Origin of the sequence: Metallosphaera tengchongensis (assembly GCF_013343295.1) — an archaeon.
In the GTDB taxonomy this organism is placed as follows: domain Archaea; phylum Thermoproteota; class Thermoprotei_A; order Sulfolobales; family Sulfolobaceae; genus Metallosphaera; species Metallosphaera tengchongensis.
Window position 1 is genome coordinate 493,377 of sequence record NZ_CP049074.1, and the last position, 22,601, is coordinate 515,977.

Here is a 22,601-nt window from a genome sequence, read left to right on the forward strand (position 1 = left end):
TCAACCTAATGAACCTTGGAGTAAAGAAAATTATAGGCACGTTGAAAAGCTCCTCTCTCCTAGTCCCCGTCAACGGAGTAACTCCCGTGAGGGAGATGAACGCCCAAGACCTGGTGGGACCCTCGCCCTTTTGGGGAGGTCAGAACAGGGACCTTATCCGTGACACTACCTCCTGGATGGATAAGCCCCCTCTTTTGTACTCCTTAGCCAGTTCGTGGAAACCGAAGGCGTTTAACACCCTGTTGACGTTAAATGCCCTCTCCTTCATGGAGACTGAGTCGTAGTCTAGGATGTAGGTCTCCTCTCCCCTCACGAGCACGTTCTTCCAAGGGTGGACGATCTCCTTGTGTTCCAAGTTCACCTCCTCAAGTCTCCTCGCCTTCGTGAGTAGGTCAATTATAACCCCAGGGCTCTCCCTGTACTCCAAGTGCCTCCCCTCCACGTACTCCATGAGGATGAAGTTTTTACCGTACTTCATTACCTTGGGGGCTACTTCTCCAGCCCTTACCTGCATCTTAGCCTCCATCTCGAGGCTCTCCTTGGGGGAGTCGGTGCGCCTTATCTTTAGGGCTAGCCCCTCCTGGGTCAGAACCACGACCCCAGTCTTGCCCTTACCGAGGACCTTGAGCTTCCCCAGGATGGTCCCACCGAAGGAGTAGGCTGCGTTTATCCCGAGCGAGAGTAGCTCCTCCTCTATTTCCTCGCTGTACCTAGGAAAGATGAAGTTCCTTATTTCAACCAGGTCGGCGTTTTCCTTAGGAAGGACCTCTCGCAATTGCCCTCCGCCTCTTGGAGTGTGTATTGGGATACCGTGTGGGCGTATTTAAGGGAGATGGATTCCAGGATAACCCTCTCGGGGCTGAGCTGTTTCCTCCTCCTCAGGGTGTATAGCCTCCCGTCCTCTCCAACCCAGACCTTATCGTTGGCGTCCACGAAGGAGAGGGCCTGCTCTAGGTAGAAGGGAGGTCCTTGGGAGAGGAAGAACTCCCCAACCTTAGATGTCTCCAACTGTACCAAGATCTTTACGGTTTCACCTTGACAGATACCTATATCCATGACCTTAAAACCGGCTGAGGTCAGGGAGTTCCTGACTTTCTCAGCTGTCCTCCTAAGCTGGCCCCAGAGCACGTCGTCCACATAGGGCTCGTTTAGCTTGACCTCAGTCACTATTACCTCCCCCTGTACCTCTTGGCCCTCAGGAGGCCTTGGAAAGAAGAAGTTAAGGCTCGGGCTCCTCAGGAAAGCCCTAGAGGCTATGGAGAATGTCGAGAGCGACTTTAGGGACACGGCCGCTGCAGCGTTCCTCCTTGGGTCAACAGGGTCTGGGATAATCAGAGGGGAGTCGAATTCCCTCTCCATCCCCTCCAGGACTATGAGGTTCCTCTCCCTCCACTTGGAACTGCCCTCTAGGACCTTAAGGAAGGAGCCGTAGTATATTGTCAGGAGCTCGGACACGTAACCTGAGAACCCCATGACCCTTATCTCAGCCCCGTAGACCCCTATCCCCTTCAGGAACCTCTTGAGTATCCTGACCTGATCCCTCCCGTCCTCGTTGAGTTTCCCCTCAACATACTTAGTGTGGAATGGTGTCCTGTCCACTGCGGTAATTGCCTGGTCTCCCCTATCCACCCTCAGGGCGGGGACCACGTCAATCTCCACCCCGTCCACCTCCACTATAAGGTATGGGTGTTCAGCATAGGCTAACCTGGTGTTCAGTTTGGAGAGCCTCTCGTGAATGAGGGCGAGCCCCCTGTCCTTAATCCCCTCTTTCCCCATTTCCTTGGGGAAGAACACGAAGACGTCCACGTCAGTGTCCCCCTTCAGCCAGGTCCCCTTCCTGAAAGACCCGTGGACTTCAGCGTCAAGGCCTGAGAGCAGGTTTAATACCTTGTCCGCAGCTGAGGACAGCTTCCTCTCCTCATCTTTCCCTGGTTTTACCCTCCTCAGGACCTCGTTAAGGATCCCTTGAACTTCCTCGGTCATTTCGCTCCTCTTTCCTCTGCTAGCCTTCTGTGTACCTCCTCGTATATCGGCCCCTTGGGTGTGAGGGTGCTCTTGAAGAGGACGACTTCCCTGACCTCCTGTTCACCGAAGTCCCGGTCGGACATCTGCTCCACCAGGAGGGCTAAGTTTTGGACGCCCCTAGGCCCCTTTATCCTCCCTAGGGTGACGTGCGGGACGAACTGCTCCTCCTCAACCCTGACCCTCCTCATGGACAGGGATTTAACCAGTGAGTTCCTCATCCTCCTAATTTCGTTTGAGCCCTCAGTTATCCCTATCCACACTACCCTAGGTCTGGAAATGCTGGGGAAAGCCCCCATCCCCCTGAAAGCCATCTTGAAGGGGCTGAAACTTAGCTCCTCAAGGCTCTCCTTGACCAGTCCTACTTTACCCTCAGGGACCTCACCTAGGAAGGCTAAGGTCACGTGGACATTTTGGGGTTCAACCAACTTGATGTCTACCCCCGTCCTCTCCACTAGGGAGAGCGCTTCCCTGAGCCACGGTGAGTCCTCCACTGGTATACCCACGAATAACCTCACGTTTTTTAACCCCTCAATCCTAAGGAAAGGTGGTCTCCAATTAAAGTCATTCTCATAACTGGTATGCCAGGTTCAGGGAAGTCCCTCCTCTCATCCCTCCTAAAGGAGAAGGGGTTCAGAGTAATCGTCATGAGCGACTCAGTAAGGAAGAGGTTCGAGAGGGAGGCTAGACACGGCGAGAGGTTGATGGACTACGCCAAGAGGATGAGGGAAATTTACGGAGACGGAATAGTAGCCAGGCTAAGCATTGAGGAACTGAGGGGGACGGAGGACAGGGTGGCCTTCGACGGGGTGAGGAACCTGGCTGAAGTTGAGGAGTTCTCAAGGCTAGGGAACCCAATACTCATAGCTGTCCACTCCCCCCCAAACGTCAGGTACGAGAGGCTGATGAAGAGGTTGAGGGCAGACGACTCCAGTAGGGTGGAGGACCTGAGGAGGAGAGACATGGAGGAGATATCCCTGGGGATAGGGGGTGTAATAGCCATGGCGGACTACGTGGTGGTAAACGATGGGACTGAGGAGGACTTTAAGAGGAGAGTAGCTGAGCTAATGGGGAAGATAGGTTGACTAGGGTAGTGGTCACGGCAGAGCTAAGGCCTTCAGAGGACGAGGACAAGGTAAGGGTAGCTATGTTTAACTTCTTCACGCCTGAGGCAGTCAAGGTGGAGGAGGGGAAGTACAGCCTCCTAGTAGCTGAGTCTAGGACCTTGAGTAGTCTGTCGAAGTTGCACAGGGGTTTAAGGGAGGAGAGGATACTGGACGCGGCCAGGAGGTACCTCAGGAGAGGGCTCCAGGGCGACAGGCTACAGTTCATGTTGCACAAGCAGGCTGCGACAGTGGGGAGGATCACGTTCGTGGACAGCGAGAGTGAGTCCCCCCTAGGGCCGATAACCTTCACCTTGTTCCACAGGGACTTGGAGGCTGTGGTGGACTGGTTAGCCCCCAGGACTGCCAGGGGCAGGCCCCTCTGGGAGAACCCTATGCCTGAAGACTGAGGAATGACAGGTCGTCTGGGAGGACTGTCATGGGGAAGACCCTCCTGGCCTGCTTTAGCAGTTCGCTAGGGTCGGGGTACCTGGAGCTCACGTGGACTAGGGCTAGCCTCTTAACCTTAGCCTCTAGGGCTACCTCAGCTGCCTCCACTGAGGTGGAGTGACCGTACTCGCCCGCATCTATGCCCTTCTCGAAGGTGGAGTCGTGTAGGAGCAGGTCCACGCCTGAGACTGCCCTCACCACTTTCTCGCACGGTCTGGTGTCGCCAGTGTAAGCGAGCTTTACCCCCCTTTTGGGGATCAGGAAGTCCTCCGGTTTCAGGGTCCTCTCCCCGAGTCTGACTTCCCTGCCCTCCTTTAGGGCCCTCATGACCCTCCAGTCAGTGACCCCTTCGCTCCTCAACCTATCAGCGTCGAGGTTGAAGGAGTCCGCCTCCTGGACCAAGTAGCCCTGGGAGGGGACTACGTGACAGGTGGGGAACGGGGTCACCTTAACGTTACCTTGTTCGTAGGACTCAACGAACTCTATGGGGAAGTTGGGCCTGAAGTAGGTCCTCTCGAAAACAGTCTCCAGGAAGTCTTTCAGCCCCTTAGGTCCCATGACCGTCAATTTCTCCCTTCTGTCGTACATCCCCATGGTCTGGATCAGGGAGGGAAGACCCAGGACGTGGTCTGCGTGGAGGTGGGTGATGGCTATCAGCTTCACGTTCATGACGTTGAGCGAGTGGTTGACCATGGTTATCTGGGTCCCCTCCCCGCAATCGAGGAGGGCTGAGAAGTCGTCCCTCTTCACTAGGAAGGCTGGCAGCCCCCTCCTTGAGGGTGCACCTCCTCCAGTGCCCACGAAAACTACCTTGATCACTTAGTCCACCTAGAACGAGCTGGTCATTAGTGTGCTCGGTCGGGTTTAAGTTTTCCGCTGGTCTTCCACCCCTTTCTCCTCTACGTTGCTAACGCCAGGTTTATACGCGACCTAGCGTCCTTGACGACGGAAAGGGAGGCCCCTTAGGGCTGGGAGGGGTTAGCTTAGGGCTGGGAGGGGTTAGAGTTCAAACCAGTGGACTAGACTTGTATCTTCGACCTCCATGTGAACAGAAGACAGGCTATCCAGTACCTCCGTTAAACACGGTCGATTCTCTGGGTAAGCTTTAAGTGAAACTTTTCCCACAAGTTGTTGTCGTATACCCGTGAAATACGCTAAACTCAGCAACGACGAGATGTTCACCTCCATGGCTGAACTTAGAGCCCTCGTAGAGGGGGAAGTCCACTTCCTTACGGGAGTCGGTCTTTTCCAGGCTGGGGGAGGTATAGCCAGGAGGTCCTCAACGATCAAGGCTGTAGGGGAGGTCGTCTCCATCTCCAGCGACCCAGGGGAGGTCAACAAGGAGTTGAGGGGGAAGTGCTTCTCGATACAGCCCGATGTGATCTTGGGGGTAGACAAGGCCTCCTTTAAGTCCCTCTACGGCGAGCTGGTGGAAGGCGTTAAGACGTCAAGGGAGTGCCAGAAGTTGGACCTGATCTATACGGACGGAGTTTTAATAGCCGGGTTAAGGGAAGAGGAGAGGGACAGCAAAAGTCTGCTGGACCACTCCAGAAAGCCCTTCTCCCAGTCAGGGACCATGGACCCCTATACTTCCAGGCTGATGGTCAACCTAGCTAAGCCATCTGGTAAGGTCCTAGACCCCTTTGCGGGCCTGGGGTCTATCTTAATAGAGGCCTCATGGATGGGCTTTAGCTGTTACGGGCTAGACGTGGAGGTCAGGGCGTTGGAGAAGGCCAGGACAAATCTCAATTTCTTCGGCCTAAACTGTGAGCTGAGCCTAGGGTCAGCTACCTCCCTCCCCTTTAGTGGGAAGTCCGCGGTCGTCACAGACCCACCTTATGGGAGGTCCAGTAACGCTAGGGGGATGAAACTCCGTGAGCTCTACGAGGGTTTCTTCTACGCGGTTCCGGATATCCTTGAGGGGAGGTTGGTCTTCGCCACCGACTCTAACCTAGATTGGAGGGACCAGATAAGGTCTGCTGGTATGAGGGTCTTGAGCACCCACTACATTTACCTACACAAGAGCTTATCTAGGGCAATATACGTAGTGGAGAAGTGAGGTCAATCCTTCTTAGTCTCTAGCGGTCGGCGTTCTCCATTCTAGGACTAAATATCTTTGGATTTTGAAAAGAATATTTTAAAAATTTCAATTCTATTTAGTTTTAACGTTGCCCTTAATAGAAAAAATGTAACCTAGTCTTTCAAGGTGGGGTAAAGGGTTTTAGACATAGGTATATTCCAGGGGACAGTCCCCTTTATTGAACTCCCCTCTCGTCGACCCCATGGATGAGGAGCTGGAACCGGTCTCTCCCGCAATACGCGGTCGTCAGAACAGTAGTTAGACTATCCCAAACGTGTATCAACATAGGGAGATAGGCCTAGTTAACGTGTAGGGCACTACTAGCCCAGACCTGGGATGCCAAACACCAAGGTAGTACTGCTGGTTATCAGCCCCAAAGACCTTAGTCCGCCTACAGCTGACGTCTCCCGTCCCCGACGTCAGCCTAACACCGTAACCGACACGGGCCAACTCATGAAAGCAATATAGCGAGGTAGTGTCAGAAAATAACGTCCACGGACCGAAAAAGCAAGTGAGACGTCAAGGCTAAAGCAACCTCGTCCTGGGAGCTAAGGTCTATCAGGACCCTACTTTAAAAGGGTAGAGGTTACCGTGCGCTGGAGAGATGGTAGCCCCACCCATATCCTCGCCAAATGGAGGGCCTTACCATAAAACTTTTCCTAGTAAAGAAAATTCAATTTATATCAAAAAAGTTGTTGTCTGCACTTAGTTTTGAATTAAAGTTTGCCCTGAGCGTTATAAGCCAAACCCAGTAACCTGTGCTGTTACTCACTTTAGGGGTCTCATGACGCAAATAACAGGGCCTACATAGACATTAAGTTTATATAGATGATTTCCCATCTCTCTTCGGATAGAACATGAGAAGGTATCTCAAGTCTAAGAGGGCAATCTCAGGAGCAGTAACAGCCCTAATCCTAGTAATAGTGAGCGTAGCCTTAGCCTTAGCAGTAGCCGTCTTCGCCTTCGGCCTCTTCGGGACCTTCGGTAGTAGCGGACAAGTACAGGCAATCGGCACACCTGTAGTGAACGTTTATAGTGTCAACAATAAAGCTGGCGTAGGAGTAGCAGAAGTCAGCGTTTCCCTTAACCTCAAGAACTCAGGTACTAACGCTGCGTCCATAACCAGCATCACTGTAGGAGACCTTACCAACTCTTCAGGCTTTAAGGTAATCCCAGCCACCATACCAGGAGGATATGACGGTCAGGTCACGGTCTTGTTCAACGTTACTCCAAGCCAGCTGCCAGGGACTCTCAACACCACTAACATAGGTGGTTCTGTACCAATCACCATAGTCCTGAGTGAGGGGAGTCTCTCGCCCACCTTGACCCTACAAGGAGTGCTTAACTCCACTAAGTTCTAAGCTATAGAGGTACGCAAGAGCTTTAAAACAAAGTTACCATTTTTTGAGAGTTTCACAATTTGCCCTGAGCGTTATAAGCCAAACCCAGTAACCTGTGCTGTTACTCACTTTAGGGGTCTCATGACGCAAATAACAGGGCCTACATAGACATTAAGTTTATATAGATGATTTCCCATCTCTCTTCGGATAGAACATGAGAAGGTATCTCAAGTCTAAGAGGGCAATCTCAGGAGCAGTAACAGCCCTAATCCTAGTAATAGTGAGCGTAGCCTTAGCCTTAGCAGTAGCCGTCTTCGCCTTCGGCCTCTTCGGGACCTTCGGTAGTAGCGGACAAGTACAGGCAATCGGGACCCCAACAGTGAATGTTACCACGTCTAATGGTAAATACAATGTTACGGTAACTCTTGATCTTAAGAACTCAGGCACCAATGCAGCCTCGATAACTAGCATTTCTATAGGAAATATCACTGAATCTACTGGCTTTACCGTTATTCCTTCTACAATCCCTGGAGGTTTCGACGGCATTGTGACTGTTAAACTGACTGGTCTGCAGAATCTTCCTGGCTCACTCACCAAGACTAATGTAGGCGGGTCTGTGCCCATAACTGTAGTGCTTAGCGAGGGGAGCCTATCACCCACGCTCACGCTACAGGGAGTCCTCAACGACACAAGTGCACCCTAAATAAAGCTATTTTCTATTTTTAATAAAATTCTAGAAGATAATCTTTTTTGTACCCATATTAACGATCCATATTTATTACACAGGGTTCTATACAGATCCCACCACTCTGTTCCTTCACCCTACTGCCTGCTGTTGTTCTCCTCAGTGGCGAAGTCCTCCCCTCCAGCCACGACCCTCTGTATCTCAGCGTAAAGTTCGTCGAAGCCCTCCCCGGAGTTTGAGGACACTGGCACCGGGGGGACCTCCATGTTCTCCAGGAGGGCCTTGACCAACTCAAAGGAGTATTCATCAATTACACCTAGGTGGTCTACTATCTCCTCCCCCTCCCCCCACCTCATCAGGGCGTCCAGCTCGTCCCTTGATAATAAGTCGACCTTGGAGAGCACGTTAACCTGGGGCATACCCAGCTTAAACCTCACTGAACTCGAGAGGAGTAGCAGGGAGACGTAACTCCTAGCCTCCTTGGCCAGGGAGGAGTCCATGAGGAAGACGTTCACGCTCTTGTTCCCACCCACGAGTAGGGAGGAAAAGTACCTCCCGGTCTCCCTGTAAGCGAAGAGCTCCACCTGACCTGGGGTGTCCACCAGCACGTAATTTGCCTCCACGCTGTCCAGGTCCCCCTTTATCTCGCTTGCCTTCGTGAGCAGGAGGTCTATCGACGCTATCAACGAAGAGTTGGGCCCTAGTCCGTACCTCCGCATCACTTCGGTAGCGTCCACGTATTCCCTCACGTCTAGGTCCGGGTAATACGGCAGTCCCTCCACTGCCGGGTCCATGTTGATGACCGCCACGTCCATGTCCTGGTCCAGGAGGTAACCCTGGAACTCCTTCACCATGGTGGTCTTCCCGGAGCCAGCAGTCCCAGTGAAGAAAACGTAATACATGGGTTTACATGACCGCTTAACCTTTAAAACTTCACCCTTACATTTTGCTTAATGATAATAGTAGGAGGAACTGCGACCAACGGGATAGACGAGAGGTTGGCCAAGATCACCAAGTCTAAACTCGTGAAGGTAGTCCATAAGGTCTTTCCAGACGGGGAGTCCTACGTCAGGGTCCCTGAGCCATTGACTGGGGAGGAGGTTGCCGTTGTCCAGACTACGCAGCCCCCACAGAACAAGAACTTGGTCGAGCTACTCCTCGTCCTCGAGGCCTTGAAGGACACCGGGGCCACAAAGATAACTGCAGTTGTACCTTACTTGGCCTACTCCAGGCAGGACAGGAGGTTCCTGGACGGGGAGGCGATAAGTGTGAAGACCGTGCTCAACTTGATCTACGCTGCCGGGGCTTCTACACTGGTGGTGGTGGAACCACACCACCCTGAGTCCCTTTCCTATTTTCCGGGGGAGGCTAGGGTAGTGGATCCCATACCGGCCTTAGGTAGGGAGCTCAGGGGCAGGGTGAACAGCCCCTTCGTTCTAGCCCCGGACAGGGGAGCAGTGGACAGGGCGGAGAGGTTGGCCAGGGAACTAGGGTGTGGTTACACCTACCTGGAGAAAGAGAGGGACAGGATCACGGGTGAAATAAGGGTGAGGGGGATCTCCATAGGTTCACTCAAAGGGAGGGACGTCATCTTGGTGGACGACATAGTCAGCACGGGCGGGACGCTCGTCGAGGCGTCAAAGGTAGCTTACTCCCTTGGGGCGGAGGGCGTATATGCAGCAGCTGTCCACCTCCTCATGGTCAAGGACACTCTCACTAGGCTTAAGGAAGCTGGGGTGAGAGACCTGGTTGGGGTAAACACAGTTGTGCCTCAAGACAACGTGAAACTGGTGGACGTATCTGACCTGATCGCCCTGAAGCTGTAGCGCCAAGGTGGGCTTTAGGTGGAACAGCCTAGTTCCGTTGGGCCTTAAAGCGAAGTCTGTCCTGAGCGTTAAAACGCTTAACCGAGTCACCGGTACTCTCACTCACTCTAGGGGGGTGTCATGACGCAAATAACAGGACTTACATAGACATTAAGTTTATATAGATGATTTCTCATTATTTTCAGATACAACATGAGAAGGTATCTCAAGTCTAAGAGGGCAATCTCAGGCGCAGTAACAGCCCTAATCCTAGTAATAGTCAGCGTAGCGCTAGCCTTAGCAGTAGCCGTCTTCGCCTTCGGCCTCTTTGGCACCTTCGGTAGTAGCGGACAAGTACAGGCAATATCGACCCCTATAGTTAACGTTACTGGTACGAATGGTATGGCTCCATACAAGATAACTGTCACCGTAGACATCAAGAACTCTGGTACCACTCAAGCGTCAATAACGAGCATTTCAGTGGGTGACATTACAAACACTTCGCCAGAGTTATATTATAATGGAAAATTACAAAGCAATATCCCAGGAGGTTTTGACGGCCCATTGTCCATAGTCATTTATTCCAATAATCTGCCAGGTACTTTAACTCCTACTAACATAGGCGGTTCAGTCCCAATAACTATCATTCTGTCCGAGGGAAGTCTATCTCCCACCCTAACGTTGCAAGGAGTCTTGAACGCCACTGTTAAGTAACTCATGAACCAATACTAAACAAAGTCTTTTTTAATATAATTCTATTTTTACTAGATTCTATTTTTACTAGGTTTCTCCAACAGGGACTTTGAGTCCTAAGAAAAGGAACTCTAAGTCTAAAAAAGGGTCATCCGCACGCATCTCCATGGCTACTCTCCCCTCTGTACTCCCCTCCAACAAACCCTTCTACTTCAAGAGGACCTAGCAGGCTCAACCAAGTCCTGTAGCCAGAGGTAGAGAGCGGTCTTAGCTGGAGTCAAGAGGTAGTCACCAGGTTTCAAGGAAATCCCCCCGTGCGCCACCTCTGTCTTCACGTGGCACAGTACCTTGTTCCCCTTGGTCACGTAGCCTCCAGTCAGTAAGTTGACGTAGAACTCCCTCATCTTTGTCACTACCTCCTGTATCCACGAGTCGAAGCTACTGTCAAGCCTCTTCCCCTCGACCACCTTCATCAGCCTCACCTCGAACAGGGACTCTGCTATCTCTGAGTACACCTTCAGCTCGGCGTCGTGGACCTTGTCCCTCTTCCCCCTGACCTTCCTGAATGCAGAGATGGCTTCCTCAGCCTCCTCCTCCGTTATCACCTCAGCCTCCTCTCCCTTAAGTTCCCTAGCTAGCACGTCATCTAACGTAGTAGGTCACCTCACCTAGGCCCTTCATGTACCCAAAAAGGGCGTAACCGGCGTGCATCTCCGTTGGTACACCTCTCTCCAGTACAAACTTCTTGTCCAACAGGTTAAACTCCCCCGACAGGTAGGGCTTAAACACGGCGACACCGGTGAAGGGGGAGAGGGAGAGGTCGTACCTGAACTCCTCCATTTCCCTTACCACCAGTGAGCTCTTTGCGTGTATTGACCCAGGTATCCTGACCAACCTGTGTACGTCAACGGTCACCTGTTGGTCTACCTCTACACCCTTAACACCCCTAGCCTTCCTCCCTGGCCACCCTGGGTCCCCCTGTTGCCCTGCCTCGGGTGAGGACTCCCCCTTCACGTACTTCACCACCTCCCTCCTGTCCTCTGAGTCCATGAGCGCGCAGTCCCCTGTGCACTCCACCAGCACGTGGAACCCCCTGTTCCCTGAGAAGTAAACTCTTGGCCTCAGGTCAAAGTCCTCCTCCAGTATATCCCTCAAGTCCCTGGCATCCTCCCACGCCTTCCTCATGCACTCCTCCCCTATCTCCACGTATTCCTTGGACTCGACCCCGTGCTCTGGGCACTTGTCGGCGACCTCCCTACCGCACACGGGGCAGAAGACGATCCTCCTCACCTCGCACAGGTCGTCCGCGTCTATGTCAAACTGGAGGTCCGACCCCATCCACCCCTTCTCCTCCATGTCCTTAGCTGAGGGCCTCTGGTACTTGGCTGAGGAGTAGAAGACGTGCCCCGGGGTCTCCCTGACTAGGAACATCTTGAGCTCTAGTGGTGAGGCGAAGGACATGTGTCTAACGTAACTCCCACCGTTCAAAGGTTGGAAGCCGAACTCCCTGAGCTCCATATCGAAGGGTAGCTCGAGCTCGGCCCTCTCGTAGTATTCCCTGAAAAGTGTCCTAATTATCTTATTCTGCCCTGGGGGCAATATAGAAATCACCGTACCCTTCCTGGGGTAGCTGGAACCTGAGCTTGAGGGGGAGCTGTGAACCGAACATCACCTCCACTACGTCGGAGGAGTTCCTCATCTTAGCTGTGCTAAACACGTAGTTCATACCGTAACTGCTGGACGACTCGGTCCCTGAGGCCTCCAGTAGGGTTCCTGCCTCCTCAGACAGCTCAATCCTTGTCCTCCCGACGTCACCCTCCACCGAGAGGGCCAGCTTCCCCTCCTGGGACGAGAAGTTTACCGAGTCCCCCATATCTGCCAGTACCGTCAACGCCTCGGAGAAGGTCGAGGTCAGCAACTTCGCCTTGAAGGGGAACTCCAGCTTGATGGAGGGCGTCTTGGGCTCTTCCCCTGAGAGGAGGGGCAGGTGGAAGGTCCTCTCGAAGTCCCCGTCGAGGTTGATGAGCATCCTGTCCTCAGTGGTCTGGAAGGAGAGGCTGTCAGTCTTCTTGACGTACTTCAGGGAGTTAATGACCTCTTCCAGTTTTACCGTGACCAGCTCCTTCTCCCCAGACTCGTACTCGTGGAAGTAGCCCTGGGGGATGAACACGTCCACGAACGCCACCCTAGCCGGGTCGATACCGCTTATCCTCAAGCCCTCCTTGAGACCTAGGACCGTGACCTCAGGCATTAGGCTCCCTAGGGTCTTGAATATGGAGGCTATGGACAGGGCATCAATTACCTTAAACTTCATAAGTAAATGAATGGGGGACTAGATTAAAAGTCAGTCGCTCTCGCGGTCGGGGAGTGCCAGTGGACTAGAGTTGGGCCCGGAGGGATTTGAACCCTCGACCTCCCGGTATCTGACCTGTAGTTATCAGCCGGGCGCTCTGACCATGCTAAGCTACGGGCCCTCTGGGCACTTGGCTCAAAGCCTCAGTACCCTTACCACAATTTGAGGAAATTTTATTTTAAATCTTTTGTCCGTCCACTAATTACCGTGCTGTGTAGAAAGGTTAGGTCGACACGTTCGCCGTAGTTAACAGTTTCCGTTAGACTATTAAGTTTATACAAATAGACTCCTGAAGGCTTTATACATCACAAATAAGTCTTGCCTTAGCTGTGGGCTTTAACTAGAAAGGCTGGTTAACCTCAAGGACAGTCGAGGTGTATGTTCTCCCAAAGTCTAGGTAGGCCGAGGTCACCGCTTGGGGGGGGGGTGAGAGTGAGTTTCCTGCTCAACCCCGTGTCAAGGGCCGAGGGCCTATATTAAACGACATGAAATCCGGTGAGACCCAGACCCTCCTTGAAGATGGTTTCAACGCCATAGACTGGGGACCTGGCTTGAATACTCCTTGGTACCCTTTTCAGTTTGATGGGAGGTTCCAATACCTAGTCTCGAGAGAGCCGTGGTAAGCAGTTCCAGTGAGAGGGTTAAGTTATGTATAACTCGATGCTAATATCTTTGCGTAATGCCAGGTGTGGGTATGTATCCCGAAAGGCTTGCATATGGACAGCCCAAGATGTGCGGCTTTCCCCATTTAGACGGTATCCCACCTAGGTGGGTCGAGGTTACCCCGCTAATATGGCGGAGGAGGGTGAAGCAAGACCTGTTCGACCCCCGTGAAGCCCAAGGGTATCAAGTTATATAAGATCCGATGAAACCCAGACCCCCAAGCCTGGAGTAGTCTCAAGGAACTAGCAGACCATGTTGAGAGACGGCACCTAGACTTAAAAATGAACTCTAGGACGAGAGGACGGGGTACCTTTACCCTGGGTGAGAGGTCTTCAGAAAAACTGAGATTCGAGGTCTATCTGCACCCCATCGTCAGGTGGGTTTCCAAGGAATTGCACTCCTGCGTCTCGTCTTTGTTCTCAACCTTTATTAGGAAATGAGGGCTTTACTTAACCCATGAGACTGACTTACAGGGGTAAGGCAAAGTGGTCTAGGATCTTGAAGGTAGTGGGAGGGCTTGAGGTCTCCTTGGTCTTCGGGCTTTACCTTTACACCCATGTGTTTAAGGGACTTTCCGCTTTGGGCCCCATCCTTGGATCGCCCAAGTCATTGGTAACCTATTTAGTGATCTCGCTCCTCTGGGTCGTGGCTCTGATCGCGTTCACAAAGCATAGAGCGAAGAACTACGGTCTGGCTCTATCCCTGTGGGTGGGGATAGTAGTGGTATTAGTAGCTTTAAGCACGATCTTTACCAACTCCACGGGTAACTCTTCAAACACGAGTTCAACCGAGGAGAGCCTTCTTCCAGGTTCAATAGGTCTTCTACTCCTCCTGCTCATCTCATCCCCGGTAATCTATAATGCTGCCAAGACCTGGAAAGGGTACTTAGCCTCGGTCCTGGTCTACCTATTTCTAGTACTCCCGACATTCACTTTCCTCACGGTCACTTACCTAGGGGAGAATTTCCAAGATTACGTCAGTGGTCTTACCCATGGAGGACTTGGGTCCATCCAGTCCCTCTTTTCCCCTATGACCTCCTCTAAGCAAGGTCAGTTCTGGCTTACGCTCGCCGCGCTGAGCCTAATCTCCTTCATAATGATGTCGTATTACTCCCCCCGCGATAAGCCTTACATGTCGCTAAGATCTGTTGGACTGACCTATCCTGCAATTCCAGTGCTGAGCTCTATCTTGGCCTTCGTCCTGGTATACGAGGATCAAGTTAACCTATACACGACCCCACTACTCGTCACCGCAGCGGTCTCTCTGGTCTCCATACCGCTCTCCTTAGTCCCTGCTCTTAAGGCGAAGTCAGTACTCCTAGGTCTCTCGATCTCCACTGCCTCCCTCATCTCATCAGCACTGGTCTTTCTCTTCTCACTTACTCTAAGCCCCTCACTTACTCCAAGCCCTACCCTAGCGGCTACCTCACTGGCCCTAGTGGCTACCTCACTGGTCGTGGCTGGGGCAGGTGCGTCAGTTATCCCGAGGGGACTAACGGACCCGGATAAGGTGAAGGCTAAGCTGTCCGAGGCCTTGAGGGCCAAGCACTACTCCATGGCTAAGAGGTACATCTCTTTCCTCAACACCGTCGGCGTGACCCCTACTGAGGTGGCCTGTCAGCTCTCCAGGCAGGGGGACTGCTCAGCCCTGATGTGGATAGTCAAGAACTACAAGGTGCAGTACGAGAGCTGTCAGGACCTAGTGGGGTTCGCGGACTGCATAATGAGGGGAGACGAGCTCCCAAGTGACGTCGGGACTCTCCTGGAAGTCCTAGCCAAGAGGGACAGTGTTTACAAAGAAAGACTAGCCGGGTTAGTCCTAGTCAAGTCAGGAGACGAGAGGACTAGGGACATAGCCAAGAAGGTACTCTCAGTCCCGGTGCCTTCACCAGCCCCTGTCAGGGAGGACCTTAACCTACCGCCCTTGACCCAGTGGGACCCAAACCTTTGGGTTGGTCGGGAGATTTACGGTTATCAGGTGAAGTCTGTCCTAGGCAAGGGGGGCACAGCATACGTCCTCATGGCGGAGAGGGACTCCAAGAGGTTCGCCGTGAAGGTACCCTTCGTCTCTCCTCCTGGTTCCTCCGAGAGGACCAGGATGAGTAGCCTAGCCTTCACCGACATGGCCGGGGAATCCTCAAAGTTGCAGGAGATATCCTCCAAGACTGAGGACATGGTAAACCTGTACGGTGTATTCGTGGACAAGGTTGCAATAAAGGAGATCATGTCGGGGAAGACCTTGGTCTACCTCAAGTCGCCCCCTGCCATGGTAATGGAGCTCATGGAGGGCGGAGACGCGGAGGGCCTCTTGAAGGAGCAGGCAGTATTCTACTCGGAGAAGTGGGAGAAGGTAGTCGCTTACATACTCTGGAGGGTGTCGAGGGCCCTCTCCATCGTACACAGCGAGGGGTACGTCCACCTGGACGTAAAGACTAAGAACGTGTTCTTCACGTCACCTCCCGGGAGGAGTGGAGAGGAGGTTTTGAATAACCTGCTCTCGGGTAAGGTCAAGGTAAAGCTTGGGGACCTGGGGGCTTCGAGGAGGGTAGGGTCAACCTTCGACCAGTACACGCCCGAGTACTGCCCTGTCGACCAGGTCCAGGCGATGCTCCTGAGGAAGGGGGCTAGCCCATCCATGGACATATACGCGTTAGGGGCTACAGGGTACAAGTTGCTCACCAGTTCCCCCTTGAACCCACAGGAGGTAGTAGAGCTCATGGACGTAGCAGTGGAGAGGTTCATGAACAGGGGAAACTACTCTGAGCCCCTGGACAGGGCGTTCAAGGTCTATAGGGAGTTCTACTCAAACATTTACGTGTCCAACGTGAGCCAGGACCTGCTAAGGGTTATAAAGGCCATGGTGGACCCAGACCCTGAGAGGAGGCCTAGAGCTGACCAAGTTGAGAGGGAGCTGGAGAGGCTCCTGGCTTCCTCCAAGTAGTAGAGGGAGAGGTTTTCGTTAATTATGAGTAAAGCTTAGGGTTTGCAAATTTTGTCATGTCGTCTAGTGTCCTGGTAGTCAGAGCCCCCTGGGGGCACACCTGGATATGGGGGCCATGCAATTTCTGAAGACGTGGCTGGGATATCGAGGACTTGTGATCAACGTTTAATATATCCTGGTGTTATCATGTCCCATGAAGCGATGGATTTGGGTTCCTGTGGGGATAATACTCGTAGTGTCACTCCTAGTCCTCCTCCTAGCAAGGGGTCATGGTCTACCCCAGCCCATGGGGGAGGGCTTCATTAACTCCACCTTCGGCCCTGGAGAAGTCCTACCGACGAGCGGGTATCTCTCAGTCTCTCAGGGCCAGTTAGTAGTGCACGAGGTCAGAGGCGACTCAGTGAACACTACCCCGGCCCTCCTGGGCGTGATCTACCAGGCTTACATGATTAATCGCGGTTACGTGGAGTACGTCAATGGGTCGGACTATCACTTCTACCTCGTGGTCTTGTTGTTAAACCCAAGCCAGGTAGTTTCCTCAAACTACACCCAGGTAATGAACGAGACCAACACAACTTTGATAATAGTACACAGGGGGTTCGCTGAGGCTGACTTTACTTTCTACGGGCACCAGCTCTCCTTGGCCCAGGAAATGGAGGTAGTGTCGTATTTATCTGGTTACTTGGAGAGGGTACAGTCGACCTTATGAGTATAGCAGGGTGGATGGGCTTTAACTCTAGGACTTAACGCTCTGCTGGATACCCCATACCTCTTTACTAGGAAGTTGTCTCTTCCTAGTTCTAGATAAGTCCATGGAGCTAAGTTTTACGACTTCTCAAGGCCTCCTGGGCGCTGTCCATCTCAACATTTAAGTTCTCAGAACAATATGGTCTCATGAGGGTATTCTCTGATCAGGACCTCATCGCGGCTTTAACCCCGGCTACTGCGGTGGAGGCAATGAGGGAGGCCTTCTCCCTCCTCAAGAAGGGGGAGGCTGAAATACCCCCCAGGGCCGTCCTCACGGTTAACGGGAACTGGTGGGGCGTTATGCCCTGCAAGACCAAGTACGCGTTCACAGTAAAGGTCGTGGCCGTGATCCCGGAGAACAGGGCGAGGGGCCTCCCGGCAGTCAACGGCTCAGTCCTGGTCATGTCCCCTGAGACCGCTGAACCACTAGCCCTGGTCCCCGGGTCGACGCTCACCGCCATAAGGACGGCGGCTACCAGCGTCCTCTCCACAGAGCTAGCAGTGGGTAGGAGGGTTGAGACCCTTGGAGTCATAGGTGGTGGAATGGAGGCCGAGTTCCACGTCAGGACCGCCCTGGGTTACCTCTCCGTGGGGAGGGTGCTCATCTCAGCGAGGAAGAGCCACGTAGAGTTAGCGAAGAAGGTAGGGGGTGAGGCTGTGGACCTGGAGTACCTCCTGAGGAACTCTGACGTCATATTCTCTACAACTTCCTCCACAACCCCTGTGGTCAAGGGTGCTCTTTTGAAGGACGGCTTTCACGTGGTCAGCATAGGGGCCCACACCCCGGAAGCGAGGGAACTTGACGACGACGTGGTGAGGAGGGCAAAGACCTTTGTGGCTGACTCCCTTGACGCGGTGTCCAGGGAGAGCGGGGACTTCATTGAGCCCAAGGCGAAGGGCCTCCTCCAGGGTAAGGAAGTCACTGAGCTGGGAGAGGTGTTAGAGCGAGGTAGTATTGTGAGACCATCAATATTCAAGAGCGTTGGGGTGGCAGTCCAGGACAACTTGGCTTCATATTACGCTCTGAAGTACTCCGACTAGAGGATAACACCTAGAGGTTTGTTCTACCACGCCCCGTTGGCCCGTCGAGGGCTTTACGGATAAGAACCGTTTACCTTAATGCAGGTAAAGGGGCCGTGTAAATTGGAAACCGGAAACCAAGGGCTCAGTGCTGCAGTGTCTCATCACAGCTCTAGCCGCCCATCGGACCTCATAGCCCGAGATTAAAGGGGTTTCCCAAGTATTAATTTGATTTTACAAAGTGAGGAGAGCCTCGCAGGGCGTGGAGCAAGTAGGATATGCATCGCCCGAGTCCAGTTAGTCTCAACGCGAGGGAGAGGAGCAAATCGTGGCTAATGACTCCACAAAACTCAAATCCTTGGAGTTAACAGTACACTTTTTAACTACTCCGTCATAACTCCATTGAAATGAAGTTCCCTAAACTAGTCAAGGTCTACTGTCCTAAGTGCAAGGCCCACACTGACCATTCGGTCTCCATCTACAAGGGAGGTAAGAGGAGGGCCCTCTCTGAGGGTCAGAGGAGGTACGAGAGGAAGAACCTGGGCTACGGGAGCACAAGGAAGCCAGAGCAGAAGAGGTACGCAAAGGTGACCAAGAAACAGGTCCTTACCTACAAGTGCCAGAAGTGTGGTTACACAATCATGAAACATGGGCTCAGGGTCAAGAAGTTGGAGTTGGCTGAGGTGATCAAATGAAGAAGCTGAGAATCCTAATACCGGAGCCTTCCTCGAGCTTCTTGAGGGTCAAGTGCACCAACTGCAACAACGAGCAGGTCGTTTTCTCCAACTCCTCCTTCCCAGCTAGGTGTCTCTCCTGTGGGACTCAACTCGTCTTCCCCAACGGTGGTAAAGCAAAAATAGCCGGGGAGATACTTAGACAACTAGGTTAGCATGATATACAACAAGTACCAACTTCCCAGGGAAGGGGAGATCCTAATAGCTACTGTCAAACAGGTTTTTGACTACGGTAGCTACGTTTCCTTGGACGAGTACGGGGGCCTCCAGGCTTACCTACCGTGGAGCGAGATCAGCACCAGGTGGGTAAAGAACATAAGGGACGTGGTCAAGGAGGACAGGAAGATAGTAGTCAAGGTCATTAGGGTCGATAGGAGGAAGGGGACGGTAGACGTCTCACTGAAGAAGGTGAATGACGACGACAGGAAGAAGAAGAACGCCCAGTGGAAGAGGATACAGAAGACGGACAAGATCCTCGAGCTAGTTGCACAGAAGCTGAAGAAGAGCGAGAAGGACGCTTGGGAGCAAGTAGCTTGGAAGCTTGAGGACAGGTACGGGGACGTCTTCAACGCTCTGCAGAAGGCGTTGAAGGAGGGGGACAAGGTACTCCTTGACGCTGGAGTCCCTGAGGTCTGGGTGAAACCCCTCCTCGAGGAGGCGTCAAAGCACACTGAGGAGAAGAAGGTCAAGGACAGCAAGGTGGTCCTGTTGAAGACCCTAGACCCAGAGGGTGTAGAGAAGATAAGGAAGGTCTTCGACCTGGAGGACGAGGGTGACATAAAGATTTTCACCATAGGTGCACCGAGGTACAGGGTCGAGGTGTCTGGGACTGACCCCAAGTTGGTCGCCCAGAGGCTAGAGGAAGTTGTCCAGAAGATAATCGAAAGGGCGAAGGAGGAGGGGGTCTCAGCGGAGGTCGCAAAATGAGGTTAATCAGGAAGTGCCTGAGGGACGGGAGGTACACCTTGAAGGAGAACTGCCCCGTCTGCGGTGGGGAGACCAGGGTTGCACACCCACCGAGGTTTTCGCCACAGGACAGGATGGTGAGGTACAGGGTCATAGCGAAGAGGGGGAGGGAGTGTTAAGCTAAAGTTGTAACACTGACCATGCAGAATCGCGCGGTCTTTCCATCCTAAAACGGATACATAAACAAACTTAACTTTTGAGCTTTCACATTTCCCTTTTGAGCCTTCACGTGGATCCTACTATTAATCTTCACGTGGATCCTCCTATTCATGTTCATACACCTCTGGTCAATCCTGAAGTGGGTTTTTAGCGTCTCCACCCCAAGAGATGTCGATCTAGATCGGAGAGGGTACCACGCACAAGCTGGGAAGAAGTCGGTATGGGCATGCGCTCAACGCTCTCCATCCCCTATCTCGATAGACCTAAACTGTAAAACTTCATAAAAGGGATCAAGTCCTTAGACGGAAATCTGGATTAAGCTTAATTATATGTCATCCTATTTCACTCAATGGCTCTTAAGGAAGTCTCCAACGCCTTGAGGAAAACTGTTGTTGTCGACCTAGTCTCAGTACTAGGTATTTCCCTAGTCTCCATGGTAATACGCGCCCTGAGCGCTGCCTACCCCCTCTCCATCAACGGGTTCGACTCATGGTACCTCTTTTACAACGCCCTACTCATAGCCCAGGCCCACGGTAACTGGTACGCAGTCCCTCCTGACGTCCACTCTTGGTTCCCCTCAGGTTTCTTTATAGAGCTCGGGGACACCATAGGCCTGCCATTCATTTCGGCACTCCTCGCCCTACCCTTCTACTCAACCTATGGCCCAAACGCCGTGTATACAGTTGTACTCTTTCTAGACCTAGCGCTAGCAGGTCTTGGCGTCGTGGCGACCTACCTGGCTGTTGAAGGGCTCACCAAGAGCAAGGTCGGTGCAATAGTTGCTTCCCTAATCATAGCTGTCTCCCCTGCGTTGACTTACAAGAACTTGATAGGCGGACTCCCCAAGACTTCTTGGGGGGGCGTCTTCGTCCTCTTCTCCATATACCTCTTGAACCTTGCCATAGAGAGGAAGAAACCGTGGTATGGGGCCCTAGCCTCTGTACCCCTGTTCCTAGCGGAGGTATCCTGGGGCGGTTACACCTACATCGACATAAGCCTCCTGGCTGCCGCTTTCCTCCTGATCCTCCTCAACAGGAACGACGAGGTCACAGCGAAGTCCTTTACCCTGATGGGGGTCTTCACTGGGTTCCTAACGTCCTTTGCCCCGAACAACATAGGCTTCCTCTCAGGTGCAGCACACGGTCTTTCAATGGTCTTGATCTCCCTTCTCCTCTTCCTGGACATCTACCTCAAGAAGGTCATCCCTAAGGAGAGGGTCATGAGCAAGTCCTTGATACTCTCATCCCTGATCCTGTTTATCTTCGTCTTGGCCATGGACGGTCTGTCCGTTTTAGGGAAGACGCCAATACCCTCAAGGTATTACGCTATCGTAGACCCGTTCTTCCAGTTCACGGTACCCATCGATAGGACGGTGGCAGAGTACATCCCCCAGTCCATAACTAGCATGTTAGTGGATTTTGGGGTCGCCATCTTCTTGTCCATCATTGGGATGTACTACTTCATAAAGGAGGGGAACCTAGCTGGCATGTGGTTACTAGTCCTGGGAGTTGCCAGCATTTACGGTACTTCTGAGCAACCCTACCTCTTTAACTACACTGCCTACATGGTAGCTCCCCTCGCCGGAGCTGGGGTCTACTACGTTGTGTCTAGGCTGAGGCAGTCCAACGTGAGGGTCGCCCCAATACTGCTGCTCGTGGTCGTTGGGGTGTCCCTGGTAGCTGACGCGGGGTCAGCCATAGTTGCGAGCAACACCCCTAACGCCATTATCACTTCAGCTTCACCTTACCCCATCCCGAACTACGCCTGGGTCACCACGTTGGACTGGCTGAGGTACGACACACCCTCCCACGCCTTTGTCCTGAGCTGGTGGGACTACGGTTACTGGATAGAGGTCTTGGGGAACAAGACGGTAATAGACGAGAACAACACCCTCAACGGTACACAGATAAGGCTCATGGCCGAGATCTTCCTGAACAACGAGACCTACGCTGCCTACGTCCTTGAGCACGACTTCCACGTCTACCCTTACGGGAGCCAGAACTACACTATCCCAACATATATAGTCGCATATGACGCGGTCACAGTGTACAGGGGGGAGGGTTTCCTGGGCTACCCGACCAACCTCGGGGGCCAGTTCCTTGGGTACACGTCTAGCCTGGGTGATATAGGGAAGGCAATGGGGGCTATGACTGTGATCGCAGGTTACCCCGTCCAGGACTACGTGAACATCACCCTGTTGAACCAGACTGAGACCCAGATAGCGACTGAGTTCCAGTCCAACCCAACCCTAGCCCAACAGCTGGTAGGGCTAGTGAGTAACTCCTTCCCATTCGCTTGGACCCATAGGGCTTACCAGTCCCTGATAGTCAACATGTTCGTTGAAGGTCTCCAAGTACAGGGTTACCCAGTGGTGGCACCGTTCTCTGGAGGGATAACGAGTACTGGTGTGAACCTGGGGTCACCTCTACCCCAAGTGAGGATGGAGTATTTCCAACCAGTCCAGATATCCATGGCCCCACTTTACGGCAACGGCCAATACGAAGTGTACGTCATGGTGGTGGTATACCAGTTCGTACAACCCGGCACGGTGATCCAGGTAAGTTAAGTAACATGTTTCTCCCTTGTCCGTTGGACTCGTGACACGTGCTATGTCTTGGGGTTCAGGTTAGTCAGGGAATTGGGCTCTTGGGTCTTTTGCTAACTTGTGACCTACACCAGAAATGGGCTCCGTGGTCTAGATCGGTCCGTCTGGTATGGGCTGAGGGTACCTAAGGGTCCGAGATAGGCGGGTGGGATGAGTCACCTCCCTAGGTAGGACAGCCACGAGGTGACTACATACATCCCTTGAGACTGTCATAGCGGGAGAGGTAGTTAGTACAA

The 22,601-nt window shown here is 52.9% G+C and carries 24 protein-coding genes and 1 tRNA gene; 16 read left to right on the forward strand and 9 right to left on the reverse strand.

Going from position 1 to position 22,601, the window contains the following annotated elements:
• Nucleotides 1–139 precede the first annotated feature (139 nt).
• The 3 genes from GWK48_RS02565 to thpR are packed head-to-tail and all read right to left on the reverse strand — an operon-like array spanning nucleotide 140 to nucleotide 2,540.
• Nucleotides 140–742 carry a serine/threonine protein kinase gene (locus GWK48_RS02565; RefSeq protein WP_174632454.1) on the reverse strand — a complete coding sequence of 201 codons (603 nt, stop codon included), beginning with the start codon at nucleotides 740–742 and terminating at the stop codon, nucleotides 140–142.
• Nucleotides 730–1,983 carry a CCA tRNA nucleotidyltransferase gene (gene cca / locus GWK48_RS02570; protein ID WP_174629301.1) on the reverse strand — a complete coding sequence of 418 codons (1,254 nt, stop codon included), beginning with the start codon at nucleotides 1,981–1,983 and terminating at the stop codon, nucleotides 730–732. Before cca ends, GWK48_RS02565 begins: the two co-directional genes overlap by 13 nt.
• On the reverse strand, nucleotides 1,980–2,540 hold the full coding sequence (gene thpR, locus GWK48_RS02575) for an RNA 2',3'-cyclic phosphodiesterase (RefSeq protein WP_174629303.1): 561 nt from the start codon (nucleotides 2,538–2,540) through the stop codon (nucleotides 1,980–1,982). The genes cca and thpR overlap by 4 nt, the downstream gene beginning before the upstream one ends.
• 39 nt (nucleotides 2,541–2,579) lie before the next feature.
• On the opposite strand from thpR, the gene GWK48_RS02580 reads away from it, so the two are divergent.
• Both GWK48_RS02580 and GWK48_RS02585 read left to right on the forward strand, forming a co-directional pair.
• Nucleotides 2,580–3,107, forward strand: coding sequence for an AAA family ATPase (locus GWK48_RS02580; protein WP_281360012.1), 528 nt, complete (start codon nucleotides 2,580–2,582; stop codon nucleotides 3,105–3,107).
• A complete protein-coding gene (locus tag GWK48_RS02585; RefSeq protein ID WP_174629307.1) occupies nucleotides 3,104–3,535 on the forward strand; it encodes an RNA-binding domain-containing protein in 432 nt (143 codons plus the stop codon). The genes GWK48_RS02580 and GWK48_RS02585 overlap by 4 nt, the downstream gene beginning before the upstream one ends.
• Here the strand turns inward: GWK48_RS02585 and rnz are convergent.
• Complete coding sequence (gene rnz, locus GWK48_RS02590) at nucleotides 3,519–4,394, reverse strand: ribonuclease Z (RefSeq protein WP_174629309.1); 876 nt, start codon at nucleotides 4,392–4,394, stop codon at nucleotides 3,519–3,521. The two genes, GWK48_RS02585 and rnz, sit on opposite strands and share 17 nt — an antisense overlap.
• Nucleotides 4,395–4,719: 325 nt before the next feature.
• Here rnz and GWK48_RS02595 point away from each other — a divergent pair, with 325 nt between their 5' ends.
• From GWK48_RS02595 to GWK48_RS02605, 3 genes are all read left to right on the forward strand, one after another.
• A complete protein-coding gene (locus GWK48_RS02595) occupies nucleotides 4,720–5,634 on the forward strand; it encodes a TRM11 family SAM-dependent methyltransferase (protein ID WP_246263878.1) in 915 nt (304 codons plus the stop codon).
• 878 nt (nucleotides 5,635–6,512) lie between these two features.
• Nucleotides 6,513–7,016: a COG1361 family protein gene (locus GWK48_RS02600; RefSeq protein WP_174628441.1), complete on the forward strand. Its 504-nt coding sequence runs from the start codon at nucleotides 6,513–6,515 to the stop codon at nucleotides 7,014–7,016.
• A 193-nt stretch (nucleotides 7,017–7,209) separates the two neighbouring features.
• Nucleotides 7,210–7,698: a hypothetical protein gene (locus GWK48_RS02605; protein ID WP_174629311.1), complete on the forward strand. Its 489-nt coding sequence runs from the start codon at nucleotides 7,210–7,212 to the stop codon at nucleotides 7,696–7,698.
• A 119-nt stretch (nucleotides 7,699–7,817) separates the two neighbouring features.
• On the opposite strand, the gene GWK48_RS02610 is transcribed toward GWK48_RS02605, so the two are convergent.
• Nucleotides 7,818–8,582, reverse strand: coding sequence for an ATP/GTP-binding protein (locus GWK48_RS02610; RefSeq protein WP_174629313.1), 765 nt, complete (start codon nucleotides 8,580–8,582; stop codon nucleotides 7,818–7,820).
• 51 nt (nucleotides 8,583–8,633) lie between these two features.
• On the opposite strand from GWK48_RS02610, the gene prs reads away from it, so the two are divergent.
• Entirely contained in the window at nucleotides 8,634–9,506 is an 873-nt protein-coding gene (gene prs, locus GWK48_RS02615; protein ID WP_174629315.1) for a ribose-phosphate diphosphokinase, read from the forward strand.
• Nucleotides 9,507–9,698: 192 nt separating this feature from the next.
• On the forward strand, nucleotides 9,699–10,199 hold the full coding sequence (locus GWK48_RS02620; protein ID WP_174628443.1) for a hypothetical protein: 501 nt from the start codon (nucleotides 9,699–9,701) through the stop codon (nucleotides 10,197–10,199).
• A 191-nt stretch (nucleotides 10,200–10,390) separates the two neighbouring features.
• Here the strand turns inward: GWK48_RS02620 and gins15 are convergent, their stop codons facing one another.
• From gins15 to GWK48_RS02640, 4 genes are all read right to left on the reverse strand, one after another.
• Nucleotides 10,391–10,819, reverse strand: a complete 429-nt coding sequence (gins15, locus tag GWK48_RS02625) for a DNA replication protein Gins15 (RefSeq protein ID WP_174629317.1) — start codon at nucleotides 10,817–10,819, stop codon at nucleotides 10,391–10,393.
• Nucleotide 10,820: 1 nt separating this feature from the next.
• On the reverse strand, nucleotides 10,821–11,789 hold the full coding sequence (gene priS, locus GWK48_RS02630) for a DNA primase small subunit PriS (RefSeq protein WP_174629318.1): 969 nt from the start codon (nucleotides 11,787–11,789) through the stop codon (nucleotides 10,821–10,823).
• A complete protein-coding gene (locus GWK48_RS02635; RefSeq protein WP_174629320.1) occupies nucleotides 11,758–12,492 on the reverse strand; it encodes a DNA polymerase sliding clamp in 735 nt (244 codons plus the stop codon). The genes priS and GWK48_RS02635 overlap by 32 nt, the downstream gene beginning before the upstream one ends.
• A gap of 71 nt (nucleotides 12,493–12,563) precedes the next feature.
• Nucleotides 12,564–12,652, reverse strand: a tRNA-Ile gene (locus GWK48_RS02640).
• 558 nt (nucleotides 12,653–13,210) lie between these two features.
• On the opposite strand from GWK48_RS02640, the gene GWK48_RS02645 reads away from it, so the two are divergent.
• The 9 genes from GWK48_RS02645 (at nucleotide 13,211) to GWK48_RS02685 (ending at nucleotide 22,326) form a co-directional block, all read left to right on the forward strand.
• A complete protein-coding gene (locus tag GWK48_RS02645) occupies nucleotides 13,211–13,390 on the forward strand; it encodes a hypothetical protein (RefSeq protein ID WP_174629322.1) in 180 nt (59 codons plus the stop codon).
• Nucleotides 13,391–13,650: 260 nt separating this feature from the next.
• Nucleotides 13,651–16,134 carry a protein kinase domain-containing protein gene (locus GWK48_RS02650; protein WP_174629324.1) on the forward strand — a complete coding sequence of 828 codons (2,484 nt, stop codon included), beginning with the start codon at nucleotides 13,651–13,653 and terminating at the stop codon, nucleotides 16,132–16,134.
• Between the two features lie 193 nt (nucleotides 16,135–16,327).
• The gene (locus GWK48_RS02655) at nucleotides 16,328–16,843 is read left to right on the forward strand and encodes a hypothetical protein (RefSeq protein WP_174629326.1); all 516 of its coding nucleotides are present in this window, start codon (nucleotides 16,328–16,330) and stop codon (nucleotides 16,841–16,843) included.
• A 185-nt stretch (nucleotides 16,844–17,028) separates the two neighbouring features.
• Nucleotides 17,029–17,922, forward strand: a complete 894-nt coding sequence (locus GWK48_RS02660; RefSeq protein WP_174629328.1) for an ornithine cyclodeaminase family protein — start codon at nucleotides 17,029–17,031, stop codon at nucleotides 17,920–17,922.
• Between the two features lie 386 nt (nucleotides 17,923–18,308).
• On the forward strand, nucleotides 18,309–18,596 hold the full coding sequence (locus tag GWK48_RS02665; protein WP_174629330.1) for a 50S ribosomal protein L44e: 288 nt from the start codon (nucleotides 18,309–18,311) through the stop codon (nucleotides 18,594–18,596).
• A complete protein-coding gene (locus GWK48_RS02670) occupies nucleotides 18,593–18,790 on the forward strand; it encodes a 30S ribosomal protein S27e (RefSeq protein WP_174629331.1) in 198 nt (65 codons plus the stop codon). Before GWK48_RS02665 ends, GWK48_RS02670 begins: the two co-directional genes overlap by 4 nt.
• A gap of 1 nt (nucleotide 18,791) precedes the next feature.
• Nucleotides 18,792–19,562 (forward strand): translation initiation factor IF-2 subunit alpha, encoded by a 771-nt coding sequence (locus GWK48_RS02675; RefSeq protein WP_174629333.1) that lies wholly within the window; start codon nucleotides 18,792–18,794, stop codon nucleotides 19,560–19,562.
• The gene (locus GWK48_RS02680) at nucleotides 19,559–19,720 is read left to right on the forward strand and encodes an RNA-protein complex protein Nop10 (RefSeq protein ID WP_174629335.1); all 162 of its coding nucleotides are present in this window, start codon (nucleotides 19,559–19,561) and stop codon (nucleotides 19,718–19,720) included. The genes GWK48_RS02675 and GWK48_RS02680 overlap by 4 nt, the downstream gene beginning before the upstream one ends.
• 389 nt (nucleotides 19,721–20,109) lie before the next feature.
• Nucleotides 20,110–22,326 carry an STT3 domain-containing protein gene (locus tag GWK48_RS02685; protein WP_174629337.1) on the forward strand — a complete coding sequence of 739 codons (2,217 nt, stop codon included), beginning with the start codon at nucleotides 20,110–20,112 and terminating at the stop codon, nucleotides 22,324–22,326.
• The last annotated feature ends 275 nt before the right edge of the window (nucleotides 22,327–22,601 follow it).

Excerpts from the sequence above, each read along its gene's own strand:
- GWK48_RS02685 (WP_174629337.1), top strand. The coding sequence starts at position 20,110 with ATGGCTCTTAAGGAAGTCTCCAACGCCTTGAGGAAAACTGTTGTTGTC.
- GWK48_RS02645 (WP_174629322.1), top strand. The coding sequence starts at position 13,211 with ATGCCAGGTGTGGGTATGTATCCCGAAAGGCTTGCATATGGACAGCCC.
- cca (WP_174629301.1), bottom strand. The coding sequence starts at position 1,983 with ATGACCGAGGAAGTTCAAGGGATCCTTAACGAGGTCCTGAGGAGGGTA.
- GWK48_RS02650 (WP_174629324.1), top strand. The coding sequence starts at position 13,651 with ATGAGACTGACTTACAGGGGTAAGGCAAAGTGGTCTAGGATCTTGAAG.
- GWK48_RS02620 (WP_174628443.1), top strand. The coding sequence starts at position 9,699 with ATGAGAAGGTATCTCAAGTCTAAGAGGGCAATCTCAGGCGCAGTAACA.
- GWK48_RS02670 (WP_174629331.1), top strand. The coding sequence starts at position 18,593 with ATGAAGAAGCTGAGAATCCTAATACCGGAGCCTTCCTCGAGCTTCTTG.
- GWK48_RS02680 (WP_174629335.1), top strand. The coding sequence starts at position 19,559 with ATGAGGTTAATCAGGAAGTGCCTGAGGGACGGGAGGTACACCTTGAAG.
- GWK48_RS02605 (WP_174629311.1), top strand. The coding sequence starts at position 7,210 with ATGAGAAGGTATCTCAAGTCTAAGAGGGCAATCTCAGGAGCAGTAACA.
- prs (WP_174629315.1), top strand. The coding sequence starts at position 8,634 with ATGATAATAGTAGGAGGAACTGCGACCAACGGGATAGACGAGAGGTTG.
- GWK48_RS02660 (WP_174629328.1), top strand. The coding sequence starts at position 17,029 with ATGAGGGTATTCTCTGATCAGGACCTCATCGCGGCTTTAACCCCGGCT.
- GWK48_RS02655 (WP_174629326.1), top strand. The coding sequence starts at position 16,328 with ATGAAGCGATGGATTTGGGTTCCTGTGGGGATAATACTCGTAGTGTCA.
- GWK48_RS02600 (WP_174628441.1), top strand. The coding sequence starts at position 6,513 with ATGAGAAGGTATCTCAAGTCTAAGAGGGCAATCTCAGGAGCAGTAACA.
- GWK48_RS02610 (WP_174629313.1), bottom strand. The coding sequence starts at position 8,582 with ATGTATTACGTTTTCTTCACTGGGACTGCTGGCTCCGGGAAGACCACC.
- GWK48_RS02635 (WP_174629320.1), bottom strand. The coding sequence starts at position 12,492 with ATGAAGTTTAAGGTAATTGATGCCCTGTCCATAGCCTCCATATTCAAG.
- GWK48_RS02675 (WP_174629333.1), top strand. The coding sequence starts at position 18,792 with ATGATATACAACAAGTACCAACTTCCCAGGGAAGGGGAGATCCTAATA.
- GWK48_RS02665 (WP_174629330.1), top strand. The coding sequence starts at position 18,309 with ATGAAGTTCCCTAAACTAGTCAAGGTCTACTGTCCTAAGTGCAAGGCC.